The organism is Salinivibrio sp. AR640 (genome assembly GCF_001995405.1).
In the GTDB taxonomy this organism is placed as follows: Bacteria; Pseudomonadota; Gammaproteobacteria; order Enterobacterales; family Vibrionaceae; genus Salinivibrio; species Salinivibrio costicola.
Genome location: NZ_MUFD01000015.1, coordinates 44,988 through 69,998, shown reverse-complemented (window position 1 = coordinate 69,998; position 25,011 = coordinate 44,988). Strand labels below are relative to the sequence as shown.

Sequence of the window (25,011 nt, the reverse complement as noted above, 5' to 3'; positions counted from 1 at the left end):
AGGCAATCATAGAGGCGCAATGCGCCTCATTTTTTATTTGCAGCGTTGGGCGATCGCTTCCATCAAGATGTCGCCTACGGAAATATCATACGCGGCGTCAATTTCACGAATACAGGTCGGACTGGTGACATTGATTTCTGTGAGCTTATCGCCGATCACATCGAGTCCAACGAAGATCAGCCCTTTTTCTTTCAATGTCGGTGCGACTGCACGTGCAATTGCCCAATCCGTCTCCGATAAAGGACGTGCTTCACCACGGCCACCGGCGGCGAGATTACCGCGCGTTTCACCTTCTGCTGGAATGCGGGCCAAACAGTAGGGCACCGGTTCGCCGTCAACAATTAAGATGCGCTTATCACCATTGCTGATGTCAGGGACGAAGGTTTGTGCCATGCAAAAACGTTGGCCATGCTCAGTAAGGGTCTCAATGATCACACCAATATTCGGATCACCTTGTTTGACCCGGAAAATAGAGGCGCCCCCCATGCCATCGAGCGGCTTCAAAATAACATCACCGTGCTGGGCTTGGAATGCACGAATCTCGTCGGCACGTCGTGTCACTAAGGTGGTGGGTGTGTGTTCAGGGAACCAAGCGGTATAGAGTTTCTCGTTACAGTCACGGAGGCTTTGCGGTTTGTTCACAATTAAAACACCGGCTTCTTCTGCGCGCTCTAGCATGTAGGTCGCATAGATATACTCGGTATCAAAGGGGGGATCTTTTCGCATCAAGATCGCATCAAACGCGCGCAGCGGTAGGGTTTGTGTTTGGTGTACTTGATACCAATTGTTAGGATCATCCATGACACTCACTGTTTGGGTGCGAGCACTCGGTTCACCCTGCAGCATCGACATATCATTCATCGAAATAGTATGTATTTCCCAGCCGCGTTGTTGTGCCGCCAACATCATGGCAAACGTGGAGTCTTTTTTTACACTGATGGCCTCAATGGGATCCATCACTACACCTATTTTCATCATGTCTCTCCTGTTTGCCGTTAACCCAGGTCGCCAAAACGGACTTGTAGCGCGGTAATGGCTGTCAGCGCCGCCGTTTCTGTGCGTAAGACCCGAGGGCCCAATAAAATTTCTTCAAAACCACGATCACGTGTCATCGCTATTTCTTCTTCTGACAATCCGCCTTCTGGCCCAATCAGCAAACGCAGCTTAGAAGGGGCTTGAGGAAGTGTATTGAGAGAATACGGTGCGCGAGGATGAAGGTTGAGTTTCAGTCCATCAAATGCCTGTTGGCACCAAGTGTCTAGGTTGATCACGGGATTCACGGTGGGGACGATATTGCGCCCACTTTGCTCGCAGGCGCCAATGGCTATTTTTTGCCATTGTTGGCGTTTTTTCTCCAGTCGATCAGCATTGATCTTGACCCCACATCGCGCCGATAAAAGTGGCGTAATGGTATTTACCCCTAACTCAACCGATTTTTGTACGGTAAATTCCATTTTCTCACCACGAGAAATAACCTGTCCCAGTTCAAAATCTAGTGGCGATTCAACACCGACCTCTTCGCGGGCTGAGATGGTTGCGGTGACGTGTTTCTTACTGATTTGCGTCAAGGTCGCTGGGAATTGTGCCCCAGAACCATCAAAAAGCAGAATTGGTTGCTCTGCTTGCATTCTTAATACGCGGCCTAGATGATTCGCCGCTTCATCGCTTAAGGTCACCGTGCCTTGAGACGGTAAAGGCGCCGGGTGATAAATTCGAGGAATTCGCATGGTGTTCGCTTTCCATTATCAATCAGCCTCCAGTGTAACATGGCTACCGGTGGCAATAGGTGATGTGTTAATCGGGAACGTGTCAATAATATGGGGACGGTGAACGGAAAAGCAAATGGCTAATGTTTTTCGCTAACCGGCGTCAGTATCTGTTGGCACTGTTTGCACCGATAGGTTGCCTGGCCGCGCAGAACTTTATGATGACGGCGTATCGTTAAGGCCACTGGCCCACAACGGCACTGGTACGAGAAGGTTTTCCCTTGTACCGCTGTAATATCAAGCTGGTGGGTCGTGTTTGCTGGAACATGAAACAAGTTAGTCATTAGGTCGCGCCATTCCGGACCATGAGGTTTGACACGCCCATGCAGCGCGAACGTGACTAAATGACAGACTTCATGCGGGATCACTTCATGAAAAAAAGCGTCGGCGTGCTGCTGGAGCAATACCGGATTAAACCTTAATCGCCATTCTGTCGGATGCGCGGTGCCTGCGGCGCGCCCTCGTAACGTAAAGCCAATTGTTGGATAAATCAGTTGGCGATCTAGTTGTCGATTGGCACGATCAATACAGGCGTGAACCTGGTCGGTGACCGATTGTATCAAGGTGTTAGAAAGAGAAGGCATAGGTGTCGACTCACACTGCGATCAAAAAAGGGAAGCGAACGCTTCCCTTTGTAAAAAGCGAATCAGGCCAGATTAACCAAGCTTGGCAAATTCACGCAATAGGTCTGCTTTGTCGGTTTTCTCCCATGGGAAAATTTCACGACCAAAATGGCCATATGCAGCAGTTTGCTTATAAATAGGTTGCAGTAAGTCGAGCATTTCTTGTAGGCCATACGGACGTAGATCGAAGTGCTCACGAACGGCTTTAATAATCACCTCTGGCGCCACTTTTTCAGTGCCAAAGGTTTCGACCATGATAGACGTTGGCTCGGCCACACCAATGGCGTACGACAATTGAATCTCACAGCGGTCAGCAAGGCCAGCTGCGACGATGTTTTTCGCTACATAACGTGCGGCGTAGGCGGCAGAACGATCCACTTTTGATGGATCTTTGCCTGAGAATGCCCCGCCACCGTGACGGGCTGCGCCACCGTAGGTATCCACGATAATTTTACGGCCGGTTAAACCACAGTCTCCCATCGGGCCACCAATCACAAAGCGACCTGTTGGATTAATAAAGAATTTGGTCTCTTTGGTGAGCCATTCTGCAGGCAGAACCGGTTTGATAATTTCTTCCATGACCGCTTCGCGGAGATCGTCGGTTGAAATGCTGTCGCCATGCTGTGTTGACAGCACCACGGCGTCAATGCCCGCAATCTTGCCGTTGTCGTAGGCGAAAGTGACCTGGCTTTTTGCATCAGGACGTAGCCAATCTAAGGTGCCATCTTTACGCACTTGCGCTTGGCGCTCAACCAAACGGTGTGAGTAAGTAATAGGGGCTGGCATCAGTACATTGGTTTCATTGGTGGCAAAACCAAACATAATCCCTTGATCGCCCGCACCTTGATCTTTGGGATCAGCGCGGTCAACGCCTTGGTTTATATCAGGCGATTGCTTGCCAATGGTGTTCAATACTGCACAAGAATTGGCATCAAAACCCATATCGGAATGGACGTAACCAATATCGCGTACCGTTTGGCGAGTGAGCTCTTCAATATCAACCCAGGCTGAGGTCGTCACTTCCCCGCCTACCATGACCATTCCGGTCTTCACGTAGGTTTCGCAGGCAACGCGCGCTTTGGGATCTTGCTCAAGAATGGCATCCAAGACCGCATCAGAAATCTGATCGGCGATTTTATCAGGATGGCCTTCAGAGACGGACTCTGAGGTAAACAGGTGCTTAGCCATGTGACACTCTCATTGGTTATCAAGAATACCGACGATACGTAGCGAGTTGTCTCGCCGATCATCTCAGATGTTTTAACTTCTAGACGTCTATTTTATTCGCAAATACGATAAACGCAAGTCAGTTAATGCATCAGGGGGCCTCTCTAGGTATAGCAAAGGCGAGCCGTATCGTATTGTCCTAAGTAACGGCTTGAGGCGATCTTGCGGGTTGCCAGCCGGTTGGAGCCGCTTCTTGCAGCCAATGTTTGAGTGACTCGACACGCAGAGGAAGGCGGCCAGCACTGCAATAAAGATGTAATGGGACCGGCGCTGAGTGCCATTGCGCTAAACACCGTATAATTTTATCAGGGTGGTGTTTCTGATAGCCAGCTGCACTCCAAGTCGGCAGAAGTCCGACACCTTGTCCATTTGCAATCGCATCTAACTGGATCGCTATCATGTCGCAATTGAAACGGCTAGGCATGGCGCTTAAATGGTAGGTGTTATCGTGATTATGGAGCGTCAACCCTTGCCGCCGAAGGGCAAAAACATCCAGCCATGGATGGCCGTCCAAAGCGCTTGGATGCATAAAAGGGCCGTGTTGTGCCACGTAGTGTGGTGCAGCATAAATACCATATTGCCAAGTGCCTAGCTTATGAGCTCGACAGTTCATCGGCAGTATAATATCGCCCGCCCAAATAATCAGATCCGCAGACTGGATACGCGCTGGGCTGACGTCACTCGTTAATGTAATGGAAACCTTGGGGTGTTTCGCTAAAAAGGCATTTATCGATGGCCCTGCCCATCCACGCATCATGCCTGGGTGGCAAATCACGTCAATTGGCCCTTGAAGGTGATTATTTAACCCTTGGATCGCTTCTTCACTTTCCTCGACCAAATCGAGAATTTGTTGGCAGTAACGGGAGAATATCTCGCCTGCTTTGGTTAACACTAGCCGGTTTCCTTGCCGTTGTGTCAGTGACTGCCCCATATCTGTCTCGAGCTGCGCTAAACGACGACTGAGAGTTGATTTGGGCTGTCCCAGTGCTTTCGCGGCCGCCGTTAGGCTTTGATGTTGGCATAAAGCAACAAATGCACGAATAGAGGAGAAGTCCTGCATAATCGTCCTTTTTGATTCCGTTGAAAGTCCACACCTGTCGTTTGGTGACTATGACGTCGTTCTATCACTGGAACGAAGTGTTCCTGTTTTGCCACTAGTTGTTCTGACTTAGATGTGAATAATTATCATATAACAAACGATAATCATTATCACAGAATGGAGTTGATTATGTCCAGTTGTCTTCGTCCCTGCGTACTTGGGATGGTTTTAGCCGGTATCCCCTTAAGTGCCATTCATGCGGCTGAAGCGGTCGATCAAAATACTGAAACCATGGTCATCACGGCCTCAGGATTTGAGCAAGCCACAGCAAAGGCGCCAGCAAGTATCAGTGTGATTAGCCGTGACCAACTAGAAGGTCGTTATTATCGAGATGTCACGGATGCCCTAAAACGCATCCCTGGCGTGGTCGTGACAGGCGGTGGCGATACCACGGATATAAGCATTCGCGGTATGGGGTCAAAATATACCTTGATGCTGGTGGATGGAAAGCGTACCACCAGTCGAGAAACACGCCCAAACAGCGACGGACCCGGCATTGAACAAGGTTGGCTGCCGCCTTTGCAAGCGATTGAGCGTATTGAGGTGATTCGCGGGCCGATGTCGACATTGTATGGCTCTGATGCCATTGGTGGGGTAATTAACATTATTACGCGTCGTAACCAGCAAGAGTGGCACGGTAACGTGCAGCTGAGTACGTTATTACAAGAAAAACGCGCATCAGGCGATGAACAAAGTGCCAACTTTTACCTTTCTGGCGCCCTAAGCGATAAACTGGGTATGAAGGTATCGGGCCAAACGGTTCAACGTCAAGAAGACGACATTACTTTCGGTTACGAGGATAAATCTTTACGCAGCCTATCAACCTCGTTGACCTATGATGCCAGCGATTTTCAACAATGGACCCTGGACCTAGGCGCGAGCTCGCAAGAGCGCAATGGCCAAATGGGTAAAACCGTGCCGACCGATGATAGCCAGTGTCGAGGCAGTTGTGAAAACAGCAATAATGAATATCGGCGACAATCGGTAGCGCTCGGCCATGAAGGGCATTGGACGTGGGGCTGGTCAGACTCACACCTACAGCACGAGCAAAGCCGCAATAAAAGTCGTGAGATGACGATTAACAACACCGAGTTTAAAACCCGTCTGATCCGTGATTTTGACACACACACTTTGACGGTTGGCGGCTCGGTGACCCATGCCGAACTGGAAGACTTTTCCTCTAATCAAGCATCGAGCCAAACTGAAATTGACAATACTCAGGCCGCCTTGTTTGTGGAGGATGAATGGCGAGTGATTGACCCATTTAGCGTGACGCTAGGCTTACGCGTTGATCATGATGAAAACTATGATTATCACGCCAGTCCACGCCTGTATGGTGTTTATCAGCTCACCGATAGCTGGATAGTGAAGGGTGGGGTCGCGACCGGATTCCGTTCACCACAACTGCGAGAAATTGCGCCGAATTGGGCGCAAGTGAGTCGTGGCGGTAATATCTATGGTAACGCCGACCTGGAACCTGAAACGTCTGTGAACTCAGAAGTGAGTATTAACTATCAAGGCGACACCGGAGTCAGTGGCTCGTTAACAGTATTCCATAATGACTTTAAAGATAAGATCACCCGTGTGACTTGTCCCGCGTCAACTTGTCCACCTACTGTCTATACAGGCAAAGACCAAGACGATAAGAAAGTGACAAAAACTAAACCGTCCACTACTCGGATTAACGTTGATGAAGCGGTTACTCAGGGGGTTGAAGCGAGCATATTCGTGCCTGTCATGGAGACGCTCGATGTAAGCGCCAGTTATACCTACACCGATTCGGAGCAAAAGACCGGTGCGTATAAAGGTCAACCTCTGAATCAAATTCCTCAGCAGCTCGCGTATGGCGAAGTAAACTGGCAAGCCACCGAGCGGTTGAGCCCTTGGGTCAGCGCGACCTACCGTGGCGAAGAAATGGATCCTGTCAAAGGCCCATCCTCTCGAAGCAATATAGAGCCGAGCTACACCTTGGTAGACGCTGGGATGAACTATCAGCTCAGCGACGCCATTGAGCTTCAAGGTGCGGTTTATAATCTATTAGACAAAGAACGTGACTATGAGGATTACGGCTATATCAGTGATGAGCGCCGATATTGGTTAGGCATGAATATCAGCTTCTAAGTCACAATAAAGGATGGTCTTGCTGCATCGATTGAAGCCGCCATCACACTGCCACGCCCGTCTCGGACTTTCACCGGACGGGCGTTTTTTTTACTACGCTTTGTTCTCAACTCGCGTGAGAAGACTCACACAATACGTGCGTCTTTTACGTGCTTGAGATACACTGTGTACCATCGTCAAACAAGCACCGATGGACATGGCACTCAGAGTCGCAATTAATGGATTTGGCCGCATAGGGCGCAGCGTATTGCGTGCCCTGTACGAGAGCGGTAAGCACGATCGCATTCAAGTGGTGGCGATTAATGAACTCGCCGAGCCGGAAGCGATGGCGCATCTGCTCCAGTATGACTCGAGCCACGGTCGATTCGGCTGGCCTGTTTCTTACAATCAAGAACATTTGTTTGTCGCCACCGACAGCATTCGCCTTCTTCACTTACCGGAATTACAACTGTTACCTTGGCGTGATCTTGATGTCGATATTGTCTTAGACTGTACGGGCAAATTTGGTACCCGTGAAGACGGCGAAGCACACATTGCCGCTGGCGCTAAAAAAGTCTTGTTTTCACACCCTGCGAGCCAAGATGTCGACCGAACCGTGATATATGGCGTCAATCACGAGGCATTGACGACAGACGATCGTATCGTCTCCAATGGATCTTGTACCACAAACTGCATTGTGCCGGTGATTAAAGCGCTGGATGAGCACTTTGGTATTGAGTCTGGCACCATCACCACCATTCACTCTTCAATGAATGATCAGCAGGTGATCGATGCCTACCATTCCGATCTTCGTCGTACACGCACGGCTAGCCAGTCTATCATTCCTGTCGATACCAAATTGCATGTTGGGATCGGTAGGATTTTTCCGAAATTTTCTGACAAGTTCGAAGCGATTTCTGTGCGTGTGCCGACGATAAACGTGACAGCTATGGATTTAAGTGTCACTGTACGTACTAAAGTGAAAGTTAATGACGTAAATCAAGCTCTGCAAACCGCATCTCGATGTACATTAGACGGTATACTGGATTATACCGAAGCGCCCTTGGTGTCGATAGACTTCAACCACGACTCACACAGTGCCATTGTCGATGGGTCGCAAACGCGGGTGAGTAATCATCAGCTGATAAAAACGTTGGTTTGGTGCGACAACGAGTGGGGCTTTGCCAACCGAATGTTGGATACCACCTTGGCGATGGCGCAATGAGTGCGCTAACGCAAGGGGGTCGCCCTGATTAAGTCAGTTTCAATTTGCAACCTTATAGAGAGGACCCTATGTCTGTAATTAAGATGACCGACTTAGATCTTGCCGGAAAGCGTGTCTTTATCCGTGCGGATCTGAACGTGCCGGTAAAAGACGGTAAAGTTACCTCTGACGCACGTATTTTGGCGTCATTGCCTACCATCAAACACTGCTTGGAAGCCGGCGCGAAAGTGATGGTGACCTCTCACTTGGGGCGTCCTGAAGAAGGACAACCTGAAGACCAATACTCACTGCAACCTGTCGTGAACTATCTTGACGACGCGCTAGACTGCAACGTTAGCCTGGCTAAAGATTACTTAGACGGTCTTGAACTGAACGCCGGTGAGCTCGTCGTGCTAGAAAACGTTCGCTTTAATAAAGGCGAGAAGAAGAACGACGAAGCACTGTCTAAAAAGTACGCCGCACTGTGCGATATTTTTGTGATGGACGCCTTTGGTACTGCGCACCGCGCGCAAGCATCAACCCATGGTGTGGGCACGCATGCACCGATCGCATGTGCCGGACCATTACTGGCGAACGAACTCGACGCGCTTGGTAAAGCAATGGATAACCCTGCTCGTCCAATGGTGGCGATTGTGGGTGGGTCAAAAGTGTCGACCAAACTGACCGTTTTGAAATCACTGTCTACCGTTGCAGACCAACTGGTTGTCGGTGGTGGTATTGCCAACACCTTTATTGCAGCGGACGGCCACAATGTGGGCAAATCGCTTTATGAAGCAGATTTGGTGGATACGGCGAAATCTTTGATGGAAGAGTGCCATATTCCTGTTGCGACCGACGTTGCGTGTGCCAAAGCGTTTGATGAAAATGCAGAGGCTGAAATCAAGCGTGTTGAAGACGTGCAAGACGATGACATGATCTTCGACCTAGGGCCAGAATCTACCCAAGCACTGGCTGACATCTTGAAAAATGCCAAAACCATTCTTTGGAATGGCCCAGTGGGTGTTTTCGAGTTTAAGAACTTCGAAGCAGGCACTGCAGGGATTTCAAAAGCAATCGCTGAGTCTGAAGGCTTCTCGGTTGCAGGCGGTGGTGATACCTTGGCTGCAATTGATAAATTTGGCATTAAAGCCGATGTGTCTTACATCTCAACCGGCGGCGGCGCCTTCCTTGAGTTTGTTGAAGGCAAACCACTTCCAGCGGTAGAAATGCTGGAAGCGCGTGCGAAAGACGCATAAATCCGACGATAAAACGGGAGTGATGTCTCCCGTTTTTGCTTTCGTTTGACTACAATAGGCCGAGTCGTAAACGATTGCACCGTATTGATAAGGGTGCCGATACGCATCTTTACTCAGTTCAGCAAAGACAACCCGATTTAATAGGACAAGAGCCATGTCTAAAGTTTTTGATTTTGTAAAACCTGGCGTTATCTCTGGCGATGATGTTCAGAAAGTATTTGAAGTTGCTAAAGAGAACAAGTTCGCGTTGCCAGCGGTTAACGTGGTAAACACTGACTCTATCAACGCTGTAATGGAAGCTGCGGCGAAAGTAAAAGCGCCAGTGGTTATTCAATTCTCTAACGGTGGTGCAGGCTTCTTCCCAGGCAAAGGCCTGAAGCTAGACGGTCAAGAAGCGCAAATTAAAGGCGCTGTTGCCGGTGCGAAATACGTTCACGCGATGGCTGAAGTGTATGGTGTGCCAGTGATTATGCATACTGACCATGCAGCGAAAAAACTGCTGCCGTGGATCGACGGTCTGCTTGATGCCGGTGAAGCTTTCTTTAAAGAACACGGCAAGCCACTGTTCTCTTCTCACATGATTGATCTTTCTGAAGAGTCACTGGAAGAGAACATGGAAATCTGTGCCGAATACCTGGCGCGCATGGACAAAATGGGCATGACGCTGGAAATCGAACTGGGCATTACTGGTGGTGAAGAAGACGGCGTGGATAACAGCGATGTTGATACCGCTGACCTTTACACCAAGCCAGAAGAAGTGGCGTACGCATACGAAAAACTGTCTGCTGTAAGCCCTCGCTTCACCATTGCCGCTTCATTCGGTAACGTTCACGGTGTTTATAAGCCAGGTAACGTGGTACTTAAGCCAGAAATCCTACGTGAATCACAAGCTTACTGCTCAGAGAAATTTGGTCTACCGACCAATGGCCTAAACTTCGTCTTCCATGGCGGTTCGGGCTCTTCAGAAGCGCAGATTCAAGAGTCTATTGGCTATGGCGTGATCAAAATGAACATCGATACCGATACCCAGTGGGCAACATGGGATGGTATCCGTCAGTATTATCAAGACAACGAAGGTTATCTGCAAAGCCAAATCGGTAACCCGAAAGGTGATGATCAGCCAAACAAAAAATTCTACGATCCACGCGTATGGTTGCGTAAAGGTCAAGAATCAATGGTTGCACGTCTTGAGCAAGCCTTTAAAGATCTTAACGCGGTTGACGTACTGTAAGTTACAGTACTGATAGCAAAAGAAGACATGAGCCCGCCATATTTGGCGGGCTTTTTTATATATGTTGGGCGGGCTTTTTTTATATATGGTGATGCCGCGTTCACTGAACGAAGACGCGAAGATAGACAGCGGAGGGTAAAAGCCTGTTACTATTAGGTTATGATTTATTCCAATCATAGAAGGAAGAGGGAATGAGTGAAGAGAACACGGTAGTAGAAGGGGCGAAGTGGGCACAAACATGGCTCACCAACAACCAAGATTTATTGATTCAATATGGGGTCAATATTGTCTCAGCATTATTGATTTTAGTGATCGGTAACATGGTGGTAAAAGGGCTCGCCAATTCCATGGCGGGAGTGATGCGCAAGCGTAATATGGACAATGCGGTGGTTGAGTTCATCCATGGCTTGGTTCGATACTTGCTTTTTATCATCGTGCTGATTGCGGCACTCAGCCGTGTTGGCGTACAAACCGCTTCTGTGATTGCGATTCTTGGTGCTGCTGGTTTAGCCGTCGGTTTGGCCTTACAAGGATCGTTAGCTAACTTTGCCGCTGGCGTCTTGATTGTGATGTTTCGCCCCTTTAAATCAGGGGATTATGTCGAGCTGGCAGGTGTTGCAGGCTCTGTCGAGTCGATACAAATTTTCTCTACCGTGCTGACTACCCCTGACAACAAAATGGTGGTGGTGCCGAATGGTTCAGTGATCAGCAGCCCTATCACTAACTATTCTAAGCATGCGACACGTCGCATTGATTTAACCATTGGTGTGGCGTACAGCGCGGATTTGAAGAAAACCAAAGCGGTGTTAACCGATATTGTGACGCAGCATCCGCTTATTCTAAAAGATCCTGAGCCTAATGTGGCGGTGATGACATTGGCCGACTCATCGGTGAACTTCGTCGTTCGACCTTGGGTGAAAACAGAAGATTACTGGAGTGTGTATTTTGAGCTGCTGCCGACCATCAAAGAAGCGCTGGACGCAAACGGTATTGAAATCCCTTTCCCGCAAATGAGTGTTCATTTCGAGCGCGGTGAGAGCCAAGCGTAAGCAGTCTATTGGTTTTAGCAGTCTATTGGTTTTCACTGGTATGGGTGCGGTAAGAGTGCCGCATCCATACCCATGGCTTAACTGGCGAGCAAGCGTGCATAAAGACCGAACGCCAGTTTGCCGGCAACAAAGATCATCATACTGGCCATTAACAGGTCGAGTAATCGACGTATCGATGGCGTCGACAGCCAAGGCGATAAGCGGGCAGCCCCTGCGGATAAGCCATAAAACCATAAACATGACCCCATCAGCGCGCCGATCGTAAAGGCAATTCGCTCATCGAATGCAAACTGGCCGCCAATCGCCCCTAACACCACCACGGTATCAAGGTAAACATGCGGGTTAAGCAAGGTCACCGCAAGCGCACCAATGATCACTGCTCGGCGCCCGCGGCTCATGCTCGGTACCGTTAAGTCGTCTTCCTGATGTTGCTGACGCGCACTTTGTATAAACTGCCACGCATACACACTGAGAAACGCGATGCCAGCGATAGTTATCGTATTCAGCAATAAAGGATAGCTCGCTAATAAAGCGCCTCCACCGAAGATACCTGTCGAGATCAAGACAATATCGCAGACAAAGCAAATGGATGCAGTGATCATATGGTGTTCACGACTGATCCCTTGGTTAATCACATAGGCGTTTTGCGCGCCAATGGGGATAATCATGGTGAGACTTAATCCTAAGCCTTGAAGTGCGACTAAAAAACTGCTCACGGTTTATTCCTTTTATCTCGTGTCATTCCCCTCACTTTAAGCAGAGCGACCCGGAAAGGGAATCGAATTTTCTTAATCATGTAACGGATACGGGAGCAGGAAGAGAAATTGCCGATCACACACAGGTTTGTGCCGAGTCATAAATGGCGTTGAGCGGGTTTTAACATAAACTTGACCTAAGCGAGGGAGTCTTTCGCTGATAAAAGAGTCTGACCTGTAACCTCATGATAATTTGAATCCATAAAAGGAGAGATGATGCGTAAGTTTAAAGCACTAATATGGCTCACCGGCGCGTTGGTTATTTCCCCGGCGGTGATGGCCAACATCGATTTTCCTCATTTAGAGATCACAGGTGTTGGGGAAATCACGGCAGCGCCTGATATGGCCAATATTGATGTTGGCGTGATCACTGAGCGAAAAACCGCCAAAGCAGCAAAAAGCGCATCAGATAAAGCGGTTGCTGCTTTTATCGAACGGCTGGCAAAACAAGGTGTGAAACGTGAACAGATAGAGAGCGCCCATATCCAGCTATCTCCACGTTATCAACATACAAAAGACAAAGCGCCTGAACTGATAGGCTATCGTGCCGAACGACAGGTGACGGTGACGCTAAATCAGCTAGACAAATTGAATGCAGTGCTAGATGGTGCGTTGGGCGAGGGGATCAACCGTATCCGGCAGGTACAGCTAACCAGTAGCGAACAGTTGGCGCTTAAAGACAAGGCGCGCGAGGCTGCTGTTAACGACGCAAAAGATAAAGCAGATGCCTTGGCTAAAAGCCTGGGGATGCGCATTGATGGCGTTTGGCAAGTTCGCTACCGCTCAAGTCATCCGCGCCCGGTAATGATGAACGCACAAATGCGTAGTGACAGTGCTGAAGTGGCAGCGACCTATCAGGATGCGACTATGCAGATACGCGATCAAGTCGATATTATTTTTCGTTTAGAAGACTAAGCCTGTAATACGTAATGCGCACGGCATTACCGCTATACCCATAAAAAAGGGCGCCCTCTAAGGCGCCCTGTATTTTATCGCTTTAGGATGGATTACGCGGTTGGATTAATCGGCTTTCCATCTGCATCTGTTGCTTGGCTGTCCTGAGTACCATTGCGACGCGCCAAGCGCTGCTCCCAGTAGTCAGCATTTTTGATTCCTAGTTTGACGGGATCAAAGGTGTAAGTTTCAACCCCTTGGGCTTGCTGCTCTTCATAGTCTTTCAACGCCTTCATCGCCGGTTTGGACATGAAGAAGATGATGATGATACCGACAATGTTGAGCCAAGCCATTAAGCCAACGCCAGCGTCACCAAATGCCCAAGCGAGGTTAGCACTACGAACACAACCATAGAATACCGCGGACATCAGCACCAGTTTCAGTACAAACATCATACCAGGCACTTTAAACGTGCGACGTAGGTACGCAATGTTGGTTTCCGCAATGTAGTAGTAGGCAAGAATGGTAGTAAAGGCGAAGAAGAAAAGTGCAAACGCGATAAAGGGTTTGCCCAGTCCAGGCATCGCCGCTTCAATGGCAAGCTGAGTAAACTCAGGGCTATTGGCTGCCACCGATGAGGCTAAGTTTTGTACGATAAAGGCGTCACCGGCACCGTGCACATTGTAAGCACCGGTAATGATGATCATAAATGCGGTGGCTGAACAGACCAATAGCGTATCAATATACACGGAGAACGACTGCACCAAACCTTGCTGAGCTGGGTGCTCAACGTTCGCAGCAGCGGCGGCATGAGGGCCTGTTCCCTGACCGGCTTCGTTAGAGTAAACCCCACGTTTCACCCCCCAACCGATTGCTGCGCCAGCACCGGCCATTGGTGTGAAAGCATCGCCAACAATCATGGCAAACACGGTAGGTACTTCGCTGATGTTGAGCAAAATGATGACGAAGGCGATAATAATGTACGCCAGCGCCATAAATGGCACGACGATCTGGGTAAAGTGGGCGATACGCTTCACACCACCAAAAATAATGAAACCCAGTACGACAGAAATAAAGGCGCCGGTGATGATTTTAGACACCTCGAGTGCGCCAAACATGGCGGTATCAACCATAGCACCTGAGCCAAAGGCGGTTTCAACGGCATTACCAATGGCATTCGACTGTACGCCCGGCAACATGACGCCACAAGCGAGGAGTGTCGCGAGTGCAAAAAGAATGGCATACCATTTTTGGCCCATCGCTTTTTCAATATAATACGCTGGCCCACCGCGGAACTCACCGTTGTCTTCTTCTTTATAAATCTGCGCTAGGGTTGACTCGGTGAATGCCGTTGCCGCCCCCAAGAAGGCAACAACCCACATCCAAAAAACAGCGCCTGGACCGCCAAAACCGATCGCTGCTGCCACACCGGCAATATTACCGGTACCGACACGACCAGAAAGGGAAACGGCGAGCGCTTGGAATGAAGAGATCCCTTTTTCCGAACTTTTCCCAGAAAAAAGCAGTCGCCACATCTCGGAGAAATGACGGACTTGCACAAAACGTGTCAATATGGAGTAGAACAGTCCTGCACCTAGGCAGGTGTAGATCAGCACTGGGCTCCATATGATGCTATTTAAGAAATCGACAAACGATTGCATAGTGAGTTCCTTCTACTGTGTTTGCATCATGTTTTATTGTAATCGCGCCTAGCATCTTAAACTGATTTGCAGCTCAATTGTTAATATTTTGTGTCATTGCATTGCGTGATGTGTGAAATTGATCGTTTAGTGTGCAGTAAAATGGACGTGACAGGCGAAAAAAAGGAGACCGTGTAGGGCCTCCTTGAGTAAATCCTTATATTTCAGCCAGTCAGTGTGACGGATGGATGTCTAAATCTATTTGCGTTTTTTGGGCTTTTTAGCTGTGGTTGTCTTTTTATCGCTTTGCTTCTTTTTTTTCTTTTTGTGCTCTGCTTTTTTATGTTTTGGCTTCAAACCATCAATGGTTCGCTCTTTGATATCTTCATCCATATAACGGGTGATCCGATCCATCATGGGCTGATCGTGGGCCTCAACCAGCGAAATGGCAGATCCTTTCTTACCCGCGCGTGCTGTGCGACCAATACGGTGTAAATACACATCGGCAGTCCGCGGAAGATCGTAGTTAATCACGTGGGTGATATCAGGCACATCAATGCCGCGAGCGGCCACATCGGTCGCGAGGAGAATACGCACTTTTCCCTCACTAAAACGGCTGATGGCATTATTGCGTTTGGCTTGTTGCATTTCACCTTGAATCCAGGCGCATTCGAGTTGTTGTGACTGCATATACTCGCGAAGTTCCGCCAAGCGTTCACGTGTTTTTATGAAGACAATTGCGCGCGCCGCTTGATCGTTCACAATGGCTTTGAGTAGCGCGCGTTTATGATTGAGGTCGTCACAACGGTAATACCACTGGGTGATTTTTTTGCGTTCACGGCGAGGAGGAGTGACATCGATTAGCTCTGGCTCGTCCAAAAGACTGTCAGTGAATCCGCTAACCCCGCGACCTTCAAGTGTTGCTGAAAATAGCATGGTCTGACGACGACGTTGGCACTCATCAGAGAGGCGATTGACCGTATTGGCAAAGCCCATATCCAACATGCGATCTGCTTCATCGAGAATAAGGCACTCAACGGCGCGACAATCGAAACGCTCTGCCTCGATGTACTCCATTAAGCGACCTGGGGTCGCGACGACAATATCCTGGGTTTTTCCCAATTGCTCGGCGTGCTCTTGATACGAAATCCCGCCCGTAATGGTGAACACCTTTAGACTTGTGTTTTTGGCTAATGCACGCGCTTCATCAGCGACTTGTATTGCCAGTTCACGCGTGGGGGTCAGAATAAGCACGCGGCCTGGTCCTGGCTTTTGCCGTGGGAAATCTAACAAGTGCTGCAGCATTGGCAGCAAAAAAGCCGTGGTTTTTCCCGTTCCGGTTGGTGCCGACGCGAGGATGTCGCGCCCATCCATACCATGGGGGATGACCTCCGATTGGATAAGCGTTGGGCGCTGATAGCCCATATCGTCGAGTGCACTGAGCAGTTCAGGATCCAGCTCTAGTTCGGCAAAGCTTCGCACAGGGTAATTCTCCAAGGATAGTTAAGCGCGGCATTATAGACGCAAATGGTGTAAATAGGCAGCGCGTCATCACCAATACAGGTTGTCCTACACTGCGATGTTTTGCTTACGGCAATTTGAGATAAAACGCGCGCGTCAAGGCGGCAAACGTTTGGGTGTAGTCGCCATGTTGATCACGTACGGTGATCGTATCAGATCTTAGCGTTCCCGTCGTGGGACTTAAAGTGAACAATAATCGTGATGGCGGTTTATTCGAGCTAGGCTTCACGCGGACATAGCGGCGTAAGTAAAGACCACATTCAGCGGCCTGTTCGATCAACGCCTCGGCTTCTTTGAGGGGTAAAATCAGATCAGCACATCCTGTTGGCGTTAAAAGGCGAGCCAAGCAGTGGACTAACTCTTCATGGCTAAGCGTTTGCGTGTGTCTGGCGATCGCACGTTGCTTGTTTTTTGATGAAATACCACTGGTAAAATACGGCGGATTACACACAATGTGAGGCCATAGATGCGGGCTGCGATAGGTGTTGATATCGGTCTGTTGTACCTGAATTTGATCCACAAACCGTGACCTTGCCACATTGTCGTATGCACAGTGAAACGCTGACACGTCATAGTCGACGGCTGTCATTGCTAGGTTAGGAAAACGTTGTGCCAACATAAGGGCTAATAATCCGGTGCCAGTCCCTATATCTAAACTGTGTTGTGCCTGATTCGGTTCGGCCCACGCCCCTAACAGCACCCCGTCGGTACTGACTTTCATGCCACAGTGACTGTGTTCAATCGTGAACTGTTTAAATTGAAATTGACTCACAAGATGCTCAGTGTCTCCGTAGTTTGGTCAGCAAGCCGATAGCATTTTTTGCTTTAATGTGATCAGAGTGTTGCAAGATATCGTTATTGAAAAATGCCAGAGATAATTATTTAGCCAGTTTATTGAGCTGATTGTTATTGCTAAAGCAGAAGATCACAAGGTTTTTTGCCAATGCCTTTACTGTGACAGGGAACTTGTTCATTATTCTGCATTCCGCCTATCGTCTGAAACAAAATATTATAAATCAGCGTTTCAGATGGGCGAAAGATTATTCATTTGCAAACACCCTCTAAAGCTGTAGGTATTCATCGTGACTAAACGTTTAAAATTAGTAGATATTTTAGCGTTAGGTTTTATGACCTTTGCCTTTTTCTTAGGCGCGGGAAATATAATCTTTCCACCACAAGCTGGCATGTTAGCTGGCGACCATTACACCGCCGCCATGATCGGATTTTTGATCACTGCCGTCGGTCTTCCGCTGATTGGTATTATCGCCGTTGCCATTGCAGGAGGGGGCTGGAAAGGGCTCACTCGTGATTTGCCAACCGGTGTCGCGACCCTAATGGCAGTGTTGATTTTTATTATCATTGGCCCGGCTTTTGCGGCGCCTCGTGCCGGATTGGTCGCTTACGAGATTGGTTTTAAGCCTTTTTTGTCATCGCCTGGACAGCTTGAGCTGGGTGCGTTTTCTGTTGTCTTTTTCGCCGCCGCGATGTTTTTCTCTCTTTCGCAAGGAAAACTGATCGACACGATCGGTAAATTCTTGACGCCTTTATTATTTGCGGCATTAGCGATCTTGGCGATCGCGGTGATTGTTAATCCACAAGGTGAGGTGGCCGCCGCGCAAGGAAGTTACGTTGAGAATGCGCTGACGACCGGTTTTCTTGAAGGGTATAACACCATGGATACCTTCGCCGCCTTGATGTTTGGTATGTTGATTGTCGATGTTATCCGCAAAAAAGGTATTGAAGACAACAAAGCGACCTGCATGTATCTGATTTACGCCGGTATTATTGCTGCCGCAGGCTTAGCGTTTGTCTATGTTTCCTTGTTTTATTTAGGCTCAACCGCGAGTGTGGTGGCACAGGGGACACAAAACGGTGGCGAAATCATGGCCGCCTATGTGGATGCGCTGTTTGGTCCGGTTGGACAAATGATCCTTGCCGCCATCATCGGTTTGGCGTGTTTGACCACGGTAATTGGCTTGGTCAGCGCATGTGCAGACTATTTTAGCTCACTGACTTCATGGACATACCGCCGCTGGGTGGTAGTGGTAGCAACCGTCTGTGCCGTGGTTGCCAATGTTGGCCTAAAGCAGTTAATCGCCATTTCCGTTCCGGTGTTGTTCGCTTTATACCCCGTCGCGATTGCCCTGATTGGCTTGACCTTTATTCGTCGTTGGTTGCCGAATCCAGCACTGGGTTATCGTTTAGTGATGGGCGTTGCCTTGGTATTTAGCTTACTCGATGCGGTAAAAGTAATGGGAGTCGATATGAGCACCTTCAACTTCTTGCCATTGTTTGATGTCGGTATGGCGTGGTTACTGCCGACGTTAGTCGCCATGGTAGTAGCCAAGTTTGTTGGCGCCCGAGACTCGGCCTTAGCCGAAGCGTAATCGCCTTGCATTAAGATAAAAACCGCGCCAAGTAGCGCGGTTTTTTTATTATGGTAGTGGTAACTCTATCACCGCCTAGGCGATTCAAGCGCTCACGCTTAGCAAGTGTTTAGCGTCGGATTGATTGCGCGCAGTGCGCGCTAAAGCATTGCCTGATATTCTACCAGCACTTGCTCGCACCAGGTTTGAATGCGCTCATCACTGAGATCGTATTCGCTGTCTTCATCGAGGGCTAAGCCGACAAACTGTTTGCCATCCTCGGTCACCGCCTTGGATGCATCAAAGCGGTAGCCTGCGGTTGGCCAGTAGCCAATAAACTGCGCGCCACAACCTTGTAACTGCTGATGAAGCATGCCCATGGCATCGAGATACCATTCCGCGTAGCCTTCCTGATCCCCTAAACCGAACAGGGCGATGGCTTTATCGTTTAGCTGCAAGCTATCTATATCTTGCCAAACGGCTTCCCAGTCTTCTTGGAGCTCACCGAAATCCCAGGTGGAAATACCTAGCAGTAGTAAGTCATAGTCTGCCATCTTGGCGAGCGGCGTTTCTTTAACATTGTGGAGCTCGACCAGATCGTCACCGATAAAATCACGGATTTTTTCCGCGGCCATTTCGGTGTAGCAGGTGGTAGAGCCATAAAAAAGACCGATTTTCATAGCGCGACTCTGTTGTTTATCATGCGGGCAGTTTACCTGTTGAACGGCAATTTGATCCAGCAAGGGCTAGCGACATTTTGTATAATGTTGGTCGTCCCTACCCCGGCAAACCACGTATTTTCCGATTTATAACCAAGCAGGCTGAACGTGAATAAAAACATTGAATTAATCGAACAGTTTCTGGACGCCATGTGGATGGAACGCGGGTTATCCGAGAATACCTTAAATTCCTATCGTGCCGACTTACTCAAGCTTTGTCACTGGCTCGACCGTCGTGCATTGGTGGCAGTGAGTAAGCAAGATTTACAAGATTATCAGTATTGGTTACACGAACAAGGCTACCAGTCCAGCTCTCGCAGCCGAATGGTGTCGGCATTACGTCGGCTTTTTCAATATGTATACCGTCAGAAGTTGCGTCCCGACGATCCGAGTGCGACGCTGATAAGTCCCAAACAACCTAAACGATTGCCAAAAGATCTAACTGAAGCGCAGATCGACGATTTATTAGAGGCACCGAACACGCGCGATCCGTTAGAGTTGCGAGATAAAGCGATGCTAGAGCTACTCTATGCCACCGGGCTACGTGTAACCGAATTAATTGAACTCACCACTGAAACCGTGAGCCTTCGCCAAGGTGTCGTGCGTGTCTCAGGGAAAGGCGATAAAGAGCGGTTAGTACCGATGGGTGAATCGGCGGTGGATTGGCTCGAACAGTATTTAGCTCACAGTCGTCCCGTCTTATTGGGCCAAACCAGCACCGATGTGTTTTTTCCGAGTAAACGCGCGCGGCAAATGACACGACAAACTTTTTGGCATCGAATTAAATATTATGCTCAACTGGCCGGTATTGAGACCGATGATTTATCTCCACACGTCCTTCGACATGCTTTCGCGACCCATCTGCTTAATCATGGTGCGGATTTGCGGGTAGTACAGATGTTGTTGGGGCACAGTGATCTTTCAACGACGCAAATTTATACCCATGTGGCGACGGAGCGTTTGAAACAGCTTCATCAAGCGCATCATCCTCGAGGTTAACCCGCAATTGGTAATCACTTCATGATAGAAATAAAAAGACGGACGCCGTCAGTCACGCCAGCATTCAGCGATGCCATTCCTCCGCTCTTACAGCGTTTATATGCGCACCGTGGGCTACAAACAGATAGCGAGCTAAATCGCAGCGCAGCGGGGCTCCATCAATATCAAGCGCTCAAAGGGATCGATGCCGCCGTACACTTGCTTGCCGAGGCCTTGGCGGCCCATCGGTCTATTTTAATCGTTGGAGATTTTGATGCTGATGGCGCGACTTCATCGGCGCTATCAGTGAAAGCACTGCGTATGATGGGCGCGACACGGGTAGATTATTTGGTGCCCAATCGCTTTGATGATGGTTATGGCTTGAGCCCAGAGGTGGTTGATCAAGCCGCTGAGCGAGGCGCAGAGCTGATTATGACCGTCGATAACGGCGTATCTTCATTAGCAGGTGTTGCCCATGCCAAAGCCCTCGGTATGCACGTATTGGTAACCGATCATCATTTGCCCGGCGATCAACTGCCGAATGCGGATGCGATGGTCAACCCGAATTTAGATGACTGCCACTTTCCCTCTAAAGCGTTAGCAGGGGTCGGGGTCGCGTTTTATTTAATGCTTGCTTTGCGAGCGCACTTGCGTGACCAAGGTTGGTTTACGCAACAAGGTTTGGCTATCCCTAATCTGGCTGAGCTACTCGATTTAGTCGCACTCGGCACGGTGGCGGATGTGGTGGCGCTTGATAGCAACAACCGCATTCTTGTTCATCAAGGGTTACAGCGGATCCGAGCAGGTCGTTGTCGGCCAGGGATTCAAGCCTTGATCGAGGTCGCCAATCGCAATATGGCAACACTGGTCGCCAGTGATTTTGGTTTTGCGCTAGGGCCCAGAATCAATGCGGCAGGACGGTTAGATGACATGGCCTTCGGGGTAGAGCTATTACTGTGCGACAACATCCATGCGGCCAGACGGATGGCGTCCGAGCTGGATGCGTTAAATCAAACGCGTAAAGATATCGAACAAGGTATGAAGCAAGAAGCCGTGGCTTGGTGCGAGCGCTTGATTGCCGAACACTCTGAGCAAGATTTACCGGTGGGACTGGCCTTATTCCAGCGCGATTGGCACCAGGGTGTCATTGGCATTCTCGCGTCGCGCTTAAAAGATCAATTTCATCGTCCGGTGATCGCCTTTGCCGACGGTGGCGAGGGGCTGATCAAAGGATCGGCACGCTCGATTCCCGGCTTACACATGCGTGACACGCTAGATAGGATAGATACGCTCAATCCCGGGTTAATTAAAAAGTTTGGCGGCCATGCCATGGCCGCGGGACTGACCATCGACGAAGCACAGTTTGATACGTTCGCCAAGCAGTTTGATGCGCAGGTGCGCGAGCAAGTCAGTGAGGATGATTTGAAAGGGGTACTATTGAGCGACGGCGCGCTGCAAAGCCATGAGCTGGGGATAGAGACTGCCGAGATCATTCAATCTGGCGGACCTTGGGGACAAGGGTTTCCAGAGCCGCAGTTCGATGGCAACTTTCATGTATTACAGCAAAAGCTGGTGGGAGGAAAACACTTAAAATTGATGGTTGAGCCTGAAGGTGGTGGCACCATGATAGATGCGATCGCATTTAACGTGGATGTGCGTCGCTGGCCGGATCCCAGTGTCAAAACGCTTCACCTCGTTTATCGACTGGATATCAATGAGTTTCGTGGTAATCGCAGTGCTCAGCTGATTGTTTCTTACCTTGAACCGGCTTAATTGTGCGGCTTTTTCCATCACGCCCTGTTTATTAGCGCGACAATTCGCTAAAATTCGGCGGTTAAATTTCCGCAAATAATGAAGATGCTTGACCATGTTTGAGATTAATCCAATCAAAAATCGCCTCGCGGATATCGCTGAACGCACCGATGTCCTTCGGGGGTATCTTTGACTACGATGCTAAAAAAGAGCGTCTAGAAGAAGTTAATGCCGAATTAGAACAACCCGACGTATGGAATGAACCACAACGTGCCCAAGCGCTGGGTAAAGAGCGTGCTTCACTGGAGGCAGTGGTTGAAACCATCGATCACTTGACCCAAGGGGGCGAAGAGGTCAACGAGCTGTTGATGCTGGCGGTCGAAGAAGACGATCAAGAAACCTTTGATGAAGTTGAGCCTGAGTTGGCCGACCTTGAAGCAAAGCTCACTAAGCTTGAATTCCGTCGTATGTTCTCTGGCGAGCATGATGCATCCGATAGCTATATTGACTTGCAAGCAGGGTCTGGCGGCACAGAAGCGCAAGATTGGACCAACATGATGCTCCGCATGTACCTGCGTTGGGCGGATGCGAAAGGCTTTAAAACCGAAGTTATCGAAGTGTCTGAAGGCGATGTCGCTGGGCTTAAATCCGCGACTGTGCGTATCTCGGGCGAATACGCCTATGGGTGGTTACGTACGGAGACAGGCGTACATCGCTTGGTGCGTAAGTCGCCGTTTGATTCTGGCGGGCGCCGTCATACCTCATTTGCGTCTGCCTTTGTGTACCCTGAAATTGATGACGACATTGATATCGAGATCAATCCTTCTGATTTACGCATTGATGTTTACCGTGCGTCGGGCGCTGGTGGTCAGCACGTTAACACCACAGAATCAGCGGTCCGTATTACCCATGTGCCGACCAATACTGTGGTGCAGTGTCAAAACGATCGCTCGCAACACAAAAACAAAGATCAAGCGATGAAACAGCTAAGAGCTAAGTTGTTTGAACTTGAGCTACAAAAGCAAAATGCGGAAAAACAAGCCAACGAAGATGCAAAGTCGGATATTGGTTGGGGCAGTCAAATTCGCTCCTATGTCTTGGATGATTCGCGTATCAAAGACTTGCGTACCGGTGTTGAAAACCGTAATACCCAGGCCGTTCTTGATGGCGATTTAGATAAATTTATTGAAGCCAGCCTCAAATCTGGCCTGTAATCACGATTTAATGTAAAGGGTTTTCTATGACTGACCAGTTACCAGACGAAAATAAGCTGATTGCCGAGCGTCGCGCCAAACTGAATCACATTCGTGAAAACTGTAAGGCAAACGGCCATCCTAACGACTTTCGTCGTGAGCATCTTGCCGCAGACCTGCAGGCTGAATTTGGTGATAAAGACAAAGCCGAGCTTGAAACACTTGATCACAAAGTTACGATCGCAGGCCGTATTATGGCCAAGCGCGGGCCATTTATGGTGGTACAAGATGTCTCGGGCCGTGTGCAAGCCTATGCCTCGAAAGACGTACAAAAAGCGCTGAAAGCCGAGTATCAAGGCTTAGATATTGGTGACATTATTGGCGTGCATGGTGCGTTGCATAAGTCGGGCAAAGGCGATCTGTATGTCAACATGGAGCGCTACCAGCTACTGACCAAAGCATTGCGTCCGTTGCCAGAAAAATTCCATGGCTTGGCTGATCAAGAGCTGCGTTATCGTCAACGTTATGTCGACTTGATTGTCAACGAAGAGTCACGTCACGCATTCCAAGTACGTTCAAGTGTGGTGACTGCCATTCGTAACTACATGGTAGAAAAACACTTTATGGAAGTGGAAACACCGATGATGCACGTTATCCCAGGTGGGGCAACAGCACGTCCATTTACCACTCATCATAATGCGCTTGATATCGACATGTATCTACGTGTCGCGCCTGAGCTATACCTCAAGCGTCTCGTTGTCGGTGGTTTCGAGCGTGTGTTTGAAGTGAACCGGAATTTCCGTAACGAAGGTTTATCGCCACGCCATAACCCAGAATTCACCATGATGGAATTCTATATGGCGTACGCGGACTATAACGATCTGATGGATCTCACCGAAGATATGTTATCGCGTGTGGCGCTGGAAGTGATGGGGCAATCTGTAATGCCTTATGGCGAACATGAGATTAATTTTGCTGGGCCTTACCCACGCATTACCATGCTTGATGCCATTAAGCAGTACAACCCTGATCATGCTGAGATTCAAGCGCTGAACGATGAGAATGTGCAAGAGCGAGATCATCTAGCCACCATTGCGAAATCACTGAATATCAGTGTCGAATCGTTTTGGACGGCTGGCCAGTTACTTGAAGAAATCTTCGGTGAAACAGCGGAGCCACAATTAATTCAGCCGACCTTCATTACCGAATACCCAGCAGATATCTCACCATTGGCTCGTCGCAATGACGACAACCCATTCGTGACTGACCGTTTTGAATTCTTCGTGGGTGGGCGTGAAGTGGCCAATGGCTTCTCGGAGCTGAATGATGCCGAAGATCAAGATGCGCGCTTCAAAGCCCAAGTTGATGCCAAAGATGCCGGTGATGATGAGGCCATGTATTACGATGCCGATTATATTAATGCGCTTGAACATGGCTTGCCGCCAACGGCAGGGCAGGGGATTGGCATTGATCGCCTGGTGATGCTCTTTACCAATACACATACCATTCGCGATGTGATTTTGTTTCCAGCGATGCGCCCTCAACAAGGTAGCTAAAACTGGAAAGACCACCATGGAAGCGGCTCACAGAGCCGCTTTTTTTGTGCCTTATACCCGATATTTAGGTCAAAGACTCAAC

Annotated in this window: 21 protein-coding genes; 11 read left to right on the top strand and 10 right to left on the bottom strand. The window is 49.2% G+C overall.

Annotation, left to right across the window (positions count from 1 at the left end; all coding sequences use genetic code 11):
* Positions 1-33: 33 nt before the first annotated feature.
* The 5 genes from gshB to BZG75_RS09230 form a co-directional block, all read right to left on the bottom strand.
* Positions 34-978, bottom strand: coding sequence for a glutathione synthase (gene gshB / locus BZG75_RS09250; RefSeq protein WP_077461750.1), 945 nt, complete (start codon positions 976-978; stop codon positions 34-36).
* A gap of 17 nt (positions 979-995) precedes the next feature.
* The gene (gene rsmE / locus BZG75_RS09245; RefSeq protein ID WP_021024533.1) at positions 996-1,727 is read right to left on the bottom strand and encodes a 16S rRNA (uracil(1498)-N(3))-methyltransferase; all 732 of its coding nucleotides are present in this window, start codon (positions 1,725-1,727) and stop codon (positions 996-998) included.
* A gap of 119 nt (positions 1,728-1,846) precedes the next feature.
* Positions 1,847-2,350, bottom strand: coding sequence for a SprT family zinc-dependent metalloprotease (locus BZG75_RS09240; protein ID WP_021024532.1), 504 nt, complete (start codon positions 2,348-2,350; stop codon positions 1,847-1,849).
* A gap of 72 nt (positions 2,351-2,422) precedes the next feature.
* Positions 2,423-3,577: a methionine adenosyltransferase gene (gene metK, locus BZG75_RS09235; RefSeq protein ID WP_077461748.1), complete on the bottom strand. Its 1,155-nt coding sequence runs from the start codon at positions 3,575-3,577 to the stop codon at positions 2,423-2,425.
* 178 nt (positions 3,578-3,755) lie between these two features.
* On the bottom strand, positions 3,756-4,676 hold the full coding sequence (locus BZG75_RS09230) for a LysR family transcriptional regulator (protein ID WP_077576791.1): 921 nt from the start codon (positions 4,674-4,676) through the stop codon (positions 3,756-3,758).
* A gap of 168 nt (positions 4,677-4,844) precedes the next feature.
* Between BZG75_RS09230 and BZG75_RS09225 the strand changes: the two genes are divergently transcribed.
* The 5 genes from BZG75_RS09225 to mscS all read left to right on the top strand — a co-directional run bounded on the left by BZG75_RS09225 (position 4,845) and on the right by mscS (position 11,555).
* Entirely contained in the window at positions 4,845-6,836 is a 1,992-nt protein-coding gene (locus BZG75_RS09225; protein WP_077576790.1) for a ligand-gated channel protein, read from the top strand.
* Positions 6,837-7,032: 196 nt separating this feature from the next.
* Positions 7,033-8,040 (top strand): erythrose-4-phosphate dehydrogenase, encoded by a 1,008-nt coding sequence (epd, locus tag BZG75_RS09220; RefSeq protein WP_025744720.1) that lies wholly within the window; start codon positions 7,033-7,035, stop codon positions 8,038-8,040.
* 68 nt (positions 8,041-8,108) lie between these two features.
* The gene (locus BZG75_RS09215; RefSeq protein WP_077461745.1) at positions 8,109-9,275 is read left to right on the top strand and encodes a phosphoglycerate kinase; all 1,167 of its coding nucleotides are present in this window, start codon (positions 8,109-8,111) and stop codon (positions 9,273-9,275) included.
* A 154-nt stretch (positions 9,276-9,429) separates the two neighbouring features.
* Positions 9,430-10,506, top strand: a complete 1,077-nt coding sequence (fbaA, locus tag BZG75_RS09210) for a class II fructose-bisphosphate aldolase (protein ID WP_021024526.1) — start codon at positions 9,430-9,432, stop codon at positions 10,504-10,506.
* A 191-nt stretch (positions 10,507-10,697) separates the two neighbouring features.
* Positions 10,698-11,555, top strand: coding sequence for a small-conductance mechanosensitive channel MscS (gene mscS / locus BZG75_RS09205; RefSeq protein ID WP_021023331.1), 858 nt, complete (start codon positions 10,698-10,700; stop codon positions 11,553-11,555).
* A gap of 77 nt (positions 11,556-11,632) precedes the next feature.
* Here the strand turns inward: mscS and BZG75_RS09200 are convergent, their stop codons facing one another.
* A complete protein-coding gene (locus tag BZG75_RS09200) occupies positions 11,633-12,223 on the bottom strand; it encodes a LysE/ArgO family amino acid transporter (RefSeq protein ID WP_051109689.1) in 591 nt (196 codons plus the stop codon).
* Positions 12,224-12,526: 303 nt separating this feature from the next.
* On the opposite strand from BZG75_RS09200, the gene BZG75_RS09195 reads away from it, so the two are divergent.
* Complete coding sequence (locus BZG75_RS09195) at positions 12,527-13,225, top strand: oxidative stress defense protein (protein ID WP_242413595.1); 699 nt, start codon at positions 12,527-12,529, stop codon at positions 13,223-13,225.
* 92 nt (positions 13,226-13,317) lie between these two features.
* On the opposite strand, the gene BZG75_RS09190 is transcribed toward BZG75_RS09195, so the two are convergent.
* From BZG75_RS09190 to BZG75_RS09180, 3 genes are all read right to left on the bottom strand, one after another.
* Positions 13,318-14,865 carry an alanine/glycine:cation symporter family protein gene (locus tag BZG75_RS09190; protein WP_077461743.1) on the bottom strand — a complete coding sequence of 516 codons (1,548 nt, stop codon included), beginning with the start codon at positions 14,863-14,865 and terminating at the stop codon, positions 13,318-13,320.
* Positions 14,866-15,102: 237 nt separating this feature from the next.
* On the bottom strand, positions 15,103-16,326 hold the full coding sequence (gene srmB, locus BZG75_RS09185; RefSeq protein ID WP_077461742.1) for an ATP-dependent RNA helicase SrmB: 1,224 nt from the start codon (positions 16,324-16,326) through the stop codon (positions 15,103-15,105).
* 106 nt (positions 16,327-16,432) lie between these two features.
* Positions 16,433-17,137 carry a tRNA1(Val) (adenine(37)-N6)-methyltransferase gene (locus tag BZG75_RS09180; protein ID WP_242413594.1) on the bottom strand — a complete coding sequence of 235 codons (705 nt, stop codon included), beginning with the start codon at positions 17,135-17,137 and terminating at the stop codon, positions 16,433-16,435.
* A 310-nt stretch (positions 17,138-17,447) separates the two neighbouring features.
* On the opposite strand from BZG75_RS09180, the gene brnQ reads away from it, so the two are divergent.
* Positions 17,448-18,752 carry a branched-chain amino acid transport system II carrier protein gene (gene brnQ, locus BZG75_RS09175; RefSeq protein ID WP_021023325.1) on the top strand — a complete coding sequence of 435 codons (1,305 nt, stop codon included), beginning with the start codon at positions 17,448-17,450 and terminating at the stop codon, positions 18,750-18,752.
* A gap of 140 nt (positions 18,753-18,892) precedes the next feature.
* Here the strand turns inward: brnQ and fldB are convergent, their stop codons facing one another.
* Entirely contained in the window at positions 18,893-19,411 is a 519-nt protein-coding gene (fldB, locus tag BZG75_RS09170; protein ID WP_025744416.1) for a flavodoxin FldB, read from the bottom strand.
* Positions 19,412-19,600: 189 nt separating this feature from the next.
* Here fldB and xerD point away from each other — a divergent pair, with 189 nt between their 5' ends.
* From xerD to lysS, 4 genes are all read left to right on the top strand, one after another.
* Entirely contained in the window at positions 19,601-20,449 is an 849-nt protein-coding gene (xerD, locus tag BZG75_RS09165; RefSeq protein ID WP_217706594.1) for a site-specific tyrosine recombinase XerD, read from the top strand.
* Positions 20,450-20,470: 21 nt separating this feature from the next.
* Positions 20,471-22,201: a single-stranded-DNA-specific exonuclease RecJ gene (gene recJ, locus BZG75_RS09160; protein ID WP_077461739.1), complete on the top strand. Its 1,731-nt coding sequence runs from the start codon at positions 20,471-20,473 to the stop codon at positions 22,199-22,201.
* A 94-nt stretch (positions 22,202-22,295) separates the two neighbouring features.
* Positions 22,296-23,394, top strand: a protein-coding gene (prfB, locus tag BZG75_RS09155; RefSeq protein ID WP_108742909.1) for a peptide chain release factor 2 whose coding sequence is annotated in 2 segments (ribosomal slippage) — positions 22,296-22,370 and positions 22,372-23,394 — 1,098 coding nt in all. Because the reading frame shifts where the segments join, the coding sequence is not laid out codon by codon here.
* 26 nt (positions 23,395-23,420) lie between these two features.
* On the top strand, positions 23,421-24,929 hold the full coding sequence (gene lysS, locus BZG75_RS09150; protein WP_077576787.1) for a lysine--tRNA ligase: 1,509 nt from the start codon (positions 23,421-23,423) through the stop codon (positions 24,927-24,929).
* Positions 24,930-25,011 lie beyond the last annotated feature (82 nt).

Coding starts and splice junctions, on each gene's coding strand:
- fbaA (WP_021024526.1), top strand. CDS start 9,430: ATGTCTAAAGTTTTTGATTTTGTAAAACCTGGCGTTATCTCTGGCGAT.
- lysS (WP_077576787.1), top strand. CDS start 23,421: ATGACTGACCAGTTACCAGACGAAAATAAGCTGATTGCCGAGCGTCGC.
- xerD (WP_217706594.1), top strand. CDS start 19,601: ATGTGGATGGAACGCGGGTTATCCGAGAATACCTTAAATTCCTATCGT.
- fldB (WP_025744416.1), bottom strand. CDS start 19,411: ATGAAAATCGGTCTTTTTTATGGCTCTACCACCTGCTACACCGAAATG.
- BZG75_RS09200 (WP_051109689.1), bottom strand. CDS start 12,223: ATGATTATCCCCATTGGCGCGCAAAACGCCTATGTGATTAACCAAGGG.
- BZG75_RS09230 (WP_077576791.1), bottom strand. CDS start 4,676: ATGCAGGACTTCTCCTCTATTCGTGCATTTGTTGCTTTATGCCAACAT.
- BZG75_RS09240 (WP_021024532.1), bottom strand. CDS start 2,350: ATGCCTTCTCTTTCTAACACCTTGATACAATCGGTCACCGACCAGGTT.
- mscS (WP_021023331.1), top strand. CDS start 10,698: ATGAGTGAAGAGAACACGGTAGTAGAAGGGGCGAAGTGGGCACAAACA.
- BZG75_RS09195 (WP_242413595.1), top strand. CDS start 12,527: ATGCGTAAGTTTAAAGCACTAATATGGCTCACCGGCGCGTTGGTTATT.
- metK (WP_077461748.1), bottom strand. CDS start 3,577: ATGGCTAAGCACCTGTTTACCTCAGAGTCCGTCTCTGAAGGCCATCCT.
- BZG75_RS09190 (WP_077461743.1), bottom strand. CDS start 14,865: ATGCAATCGTTTGTCGATTTCTTAAATAGCATCATATGGAGCCCAGTG.
- BZG75_RS09225 (WP_077576790.1), top strand. CDS start 4,845: ATGTCCAGTTGTCTTCGTCCCTGCGTACTTGGGATGGTTTTAGCCGGT.
- BZG75_RS09215 (WP_077461745.1), top strand. CDS start 8,109: ATGTCTGTAATTAAGATGACCGACTTAGATCTTGCCGGAAAGCGTGTC.
- rsmE (WP_021024533.1), bottom strand. CDS start 1,727: ATGCGAATTCCTCGAATTTATCACCCGGCGCCTTTACCGTCTCAAGGC.
- gshB (WP_077461750.1), bottom strand. CDS start 978: ATGATGAAAATAGGTGTAGTGATGGATCCCATTGAGGCCATCAGTGTA.
- recJ (WP_077461739.1), top strand. CDS start 20,471: ATGATAGAAATAAAAAGACGGACGCCGTCAGTCACGCCAGCATTCAGC.
- epd (WP_025744720.1), top strand. CDS start 7,033: ATGGCACTCAGAGTCGCAATTAATGGATTTGGCCGCATAGGGCGCAGC.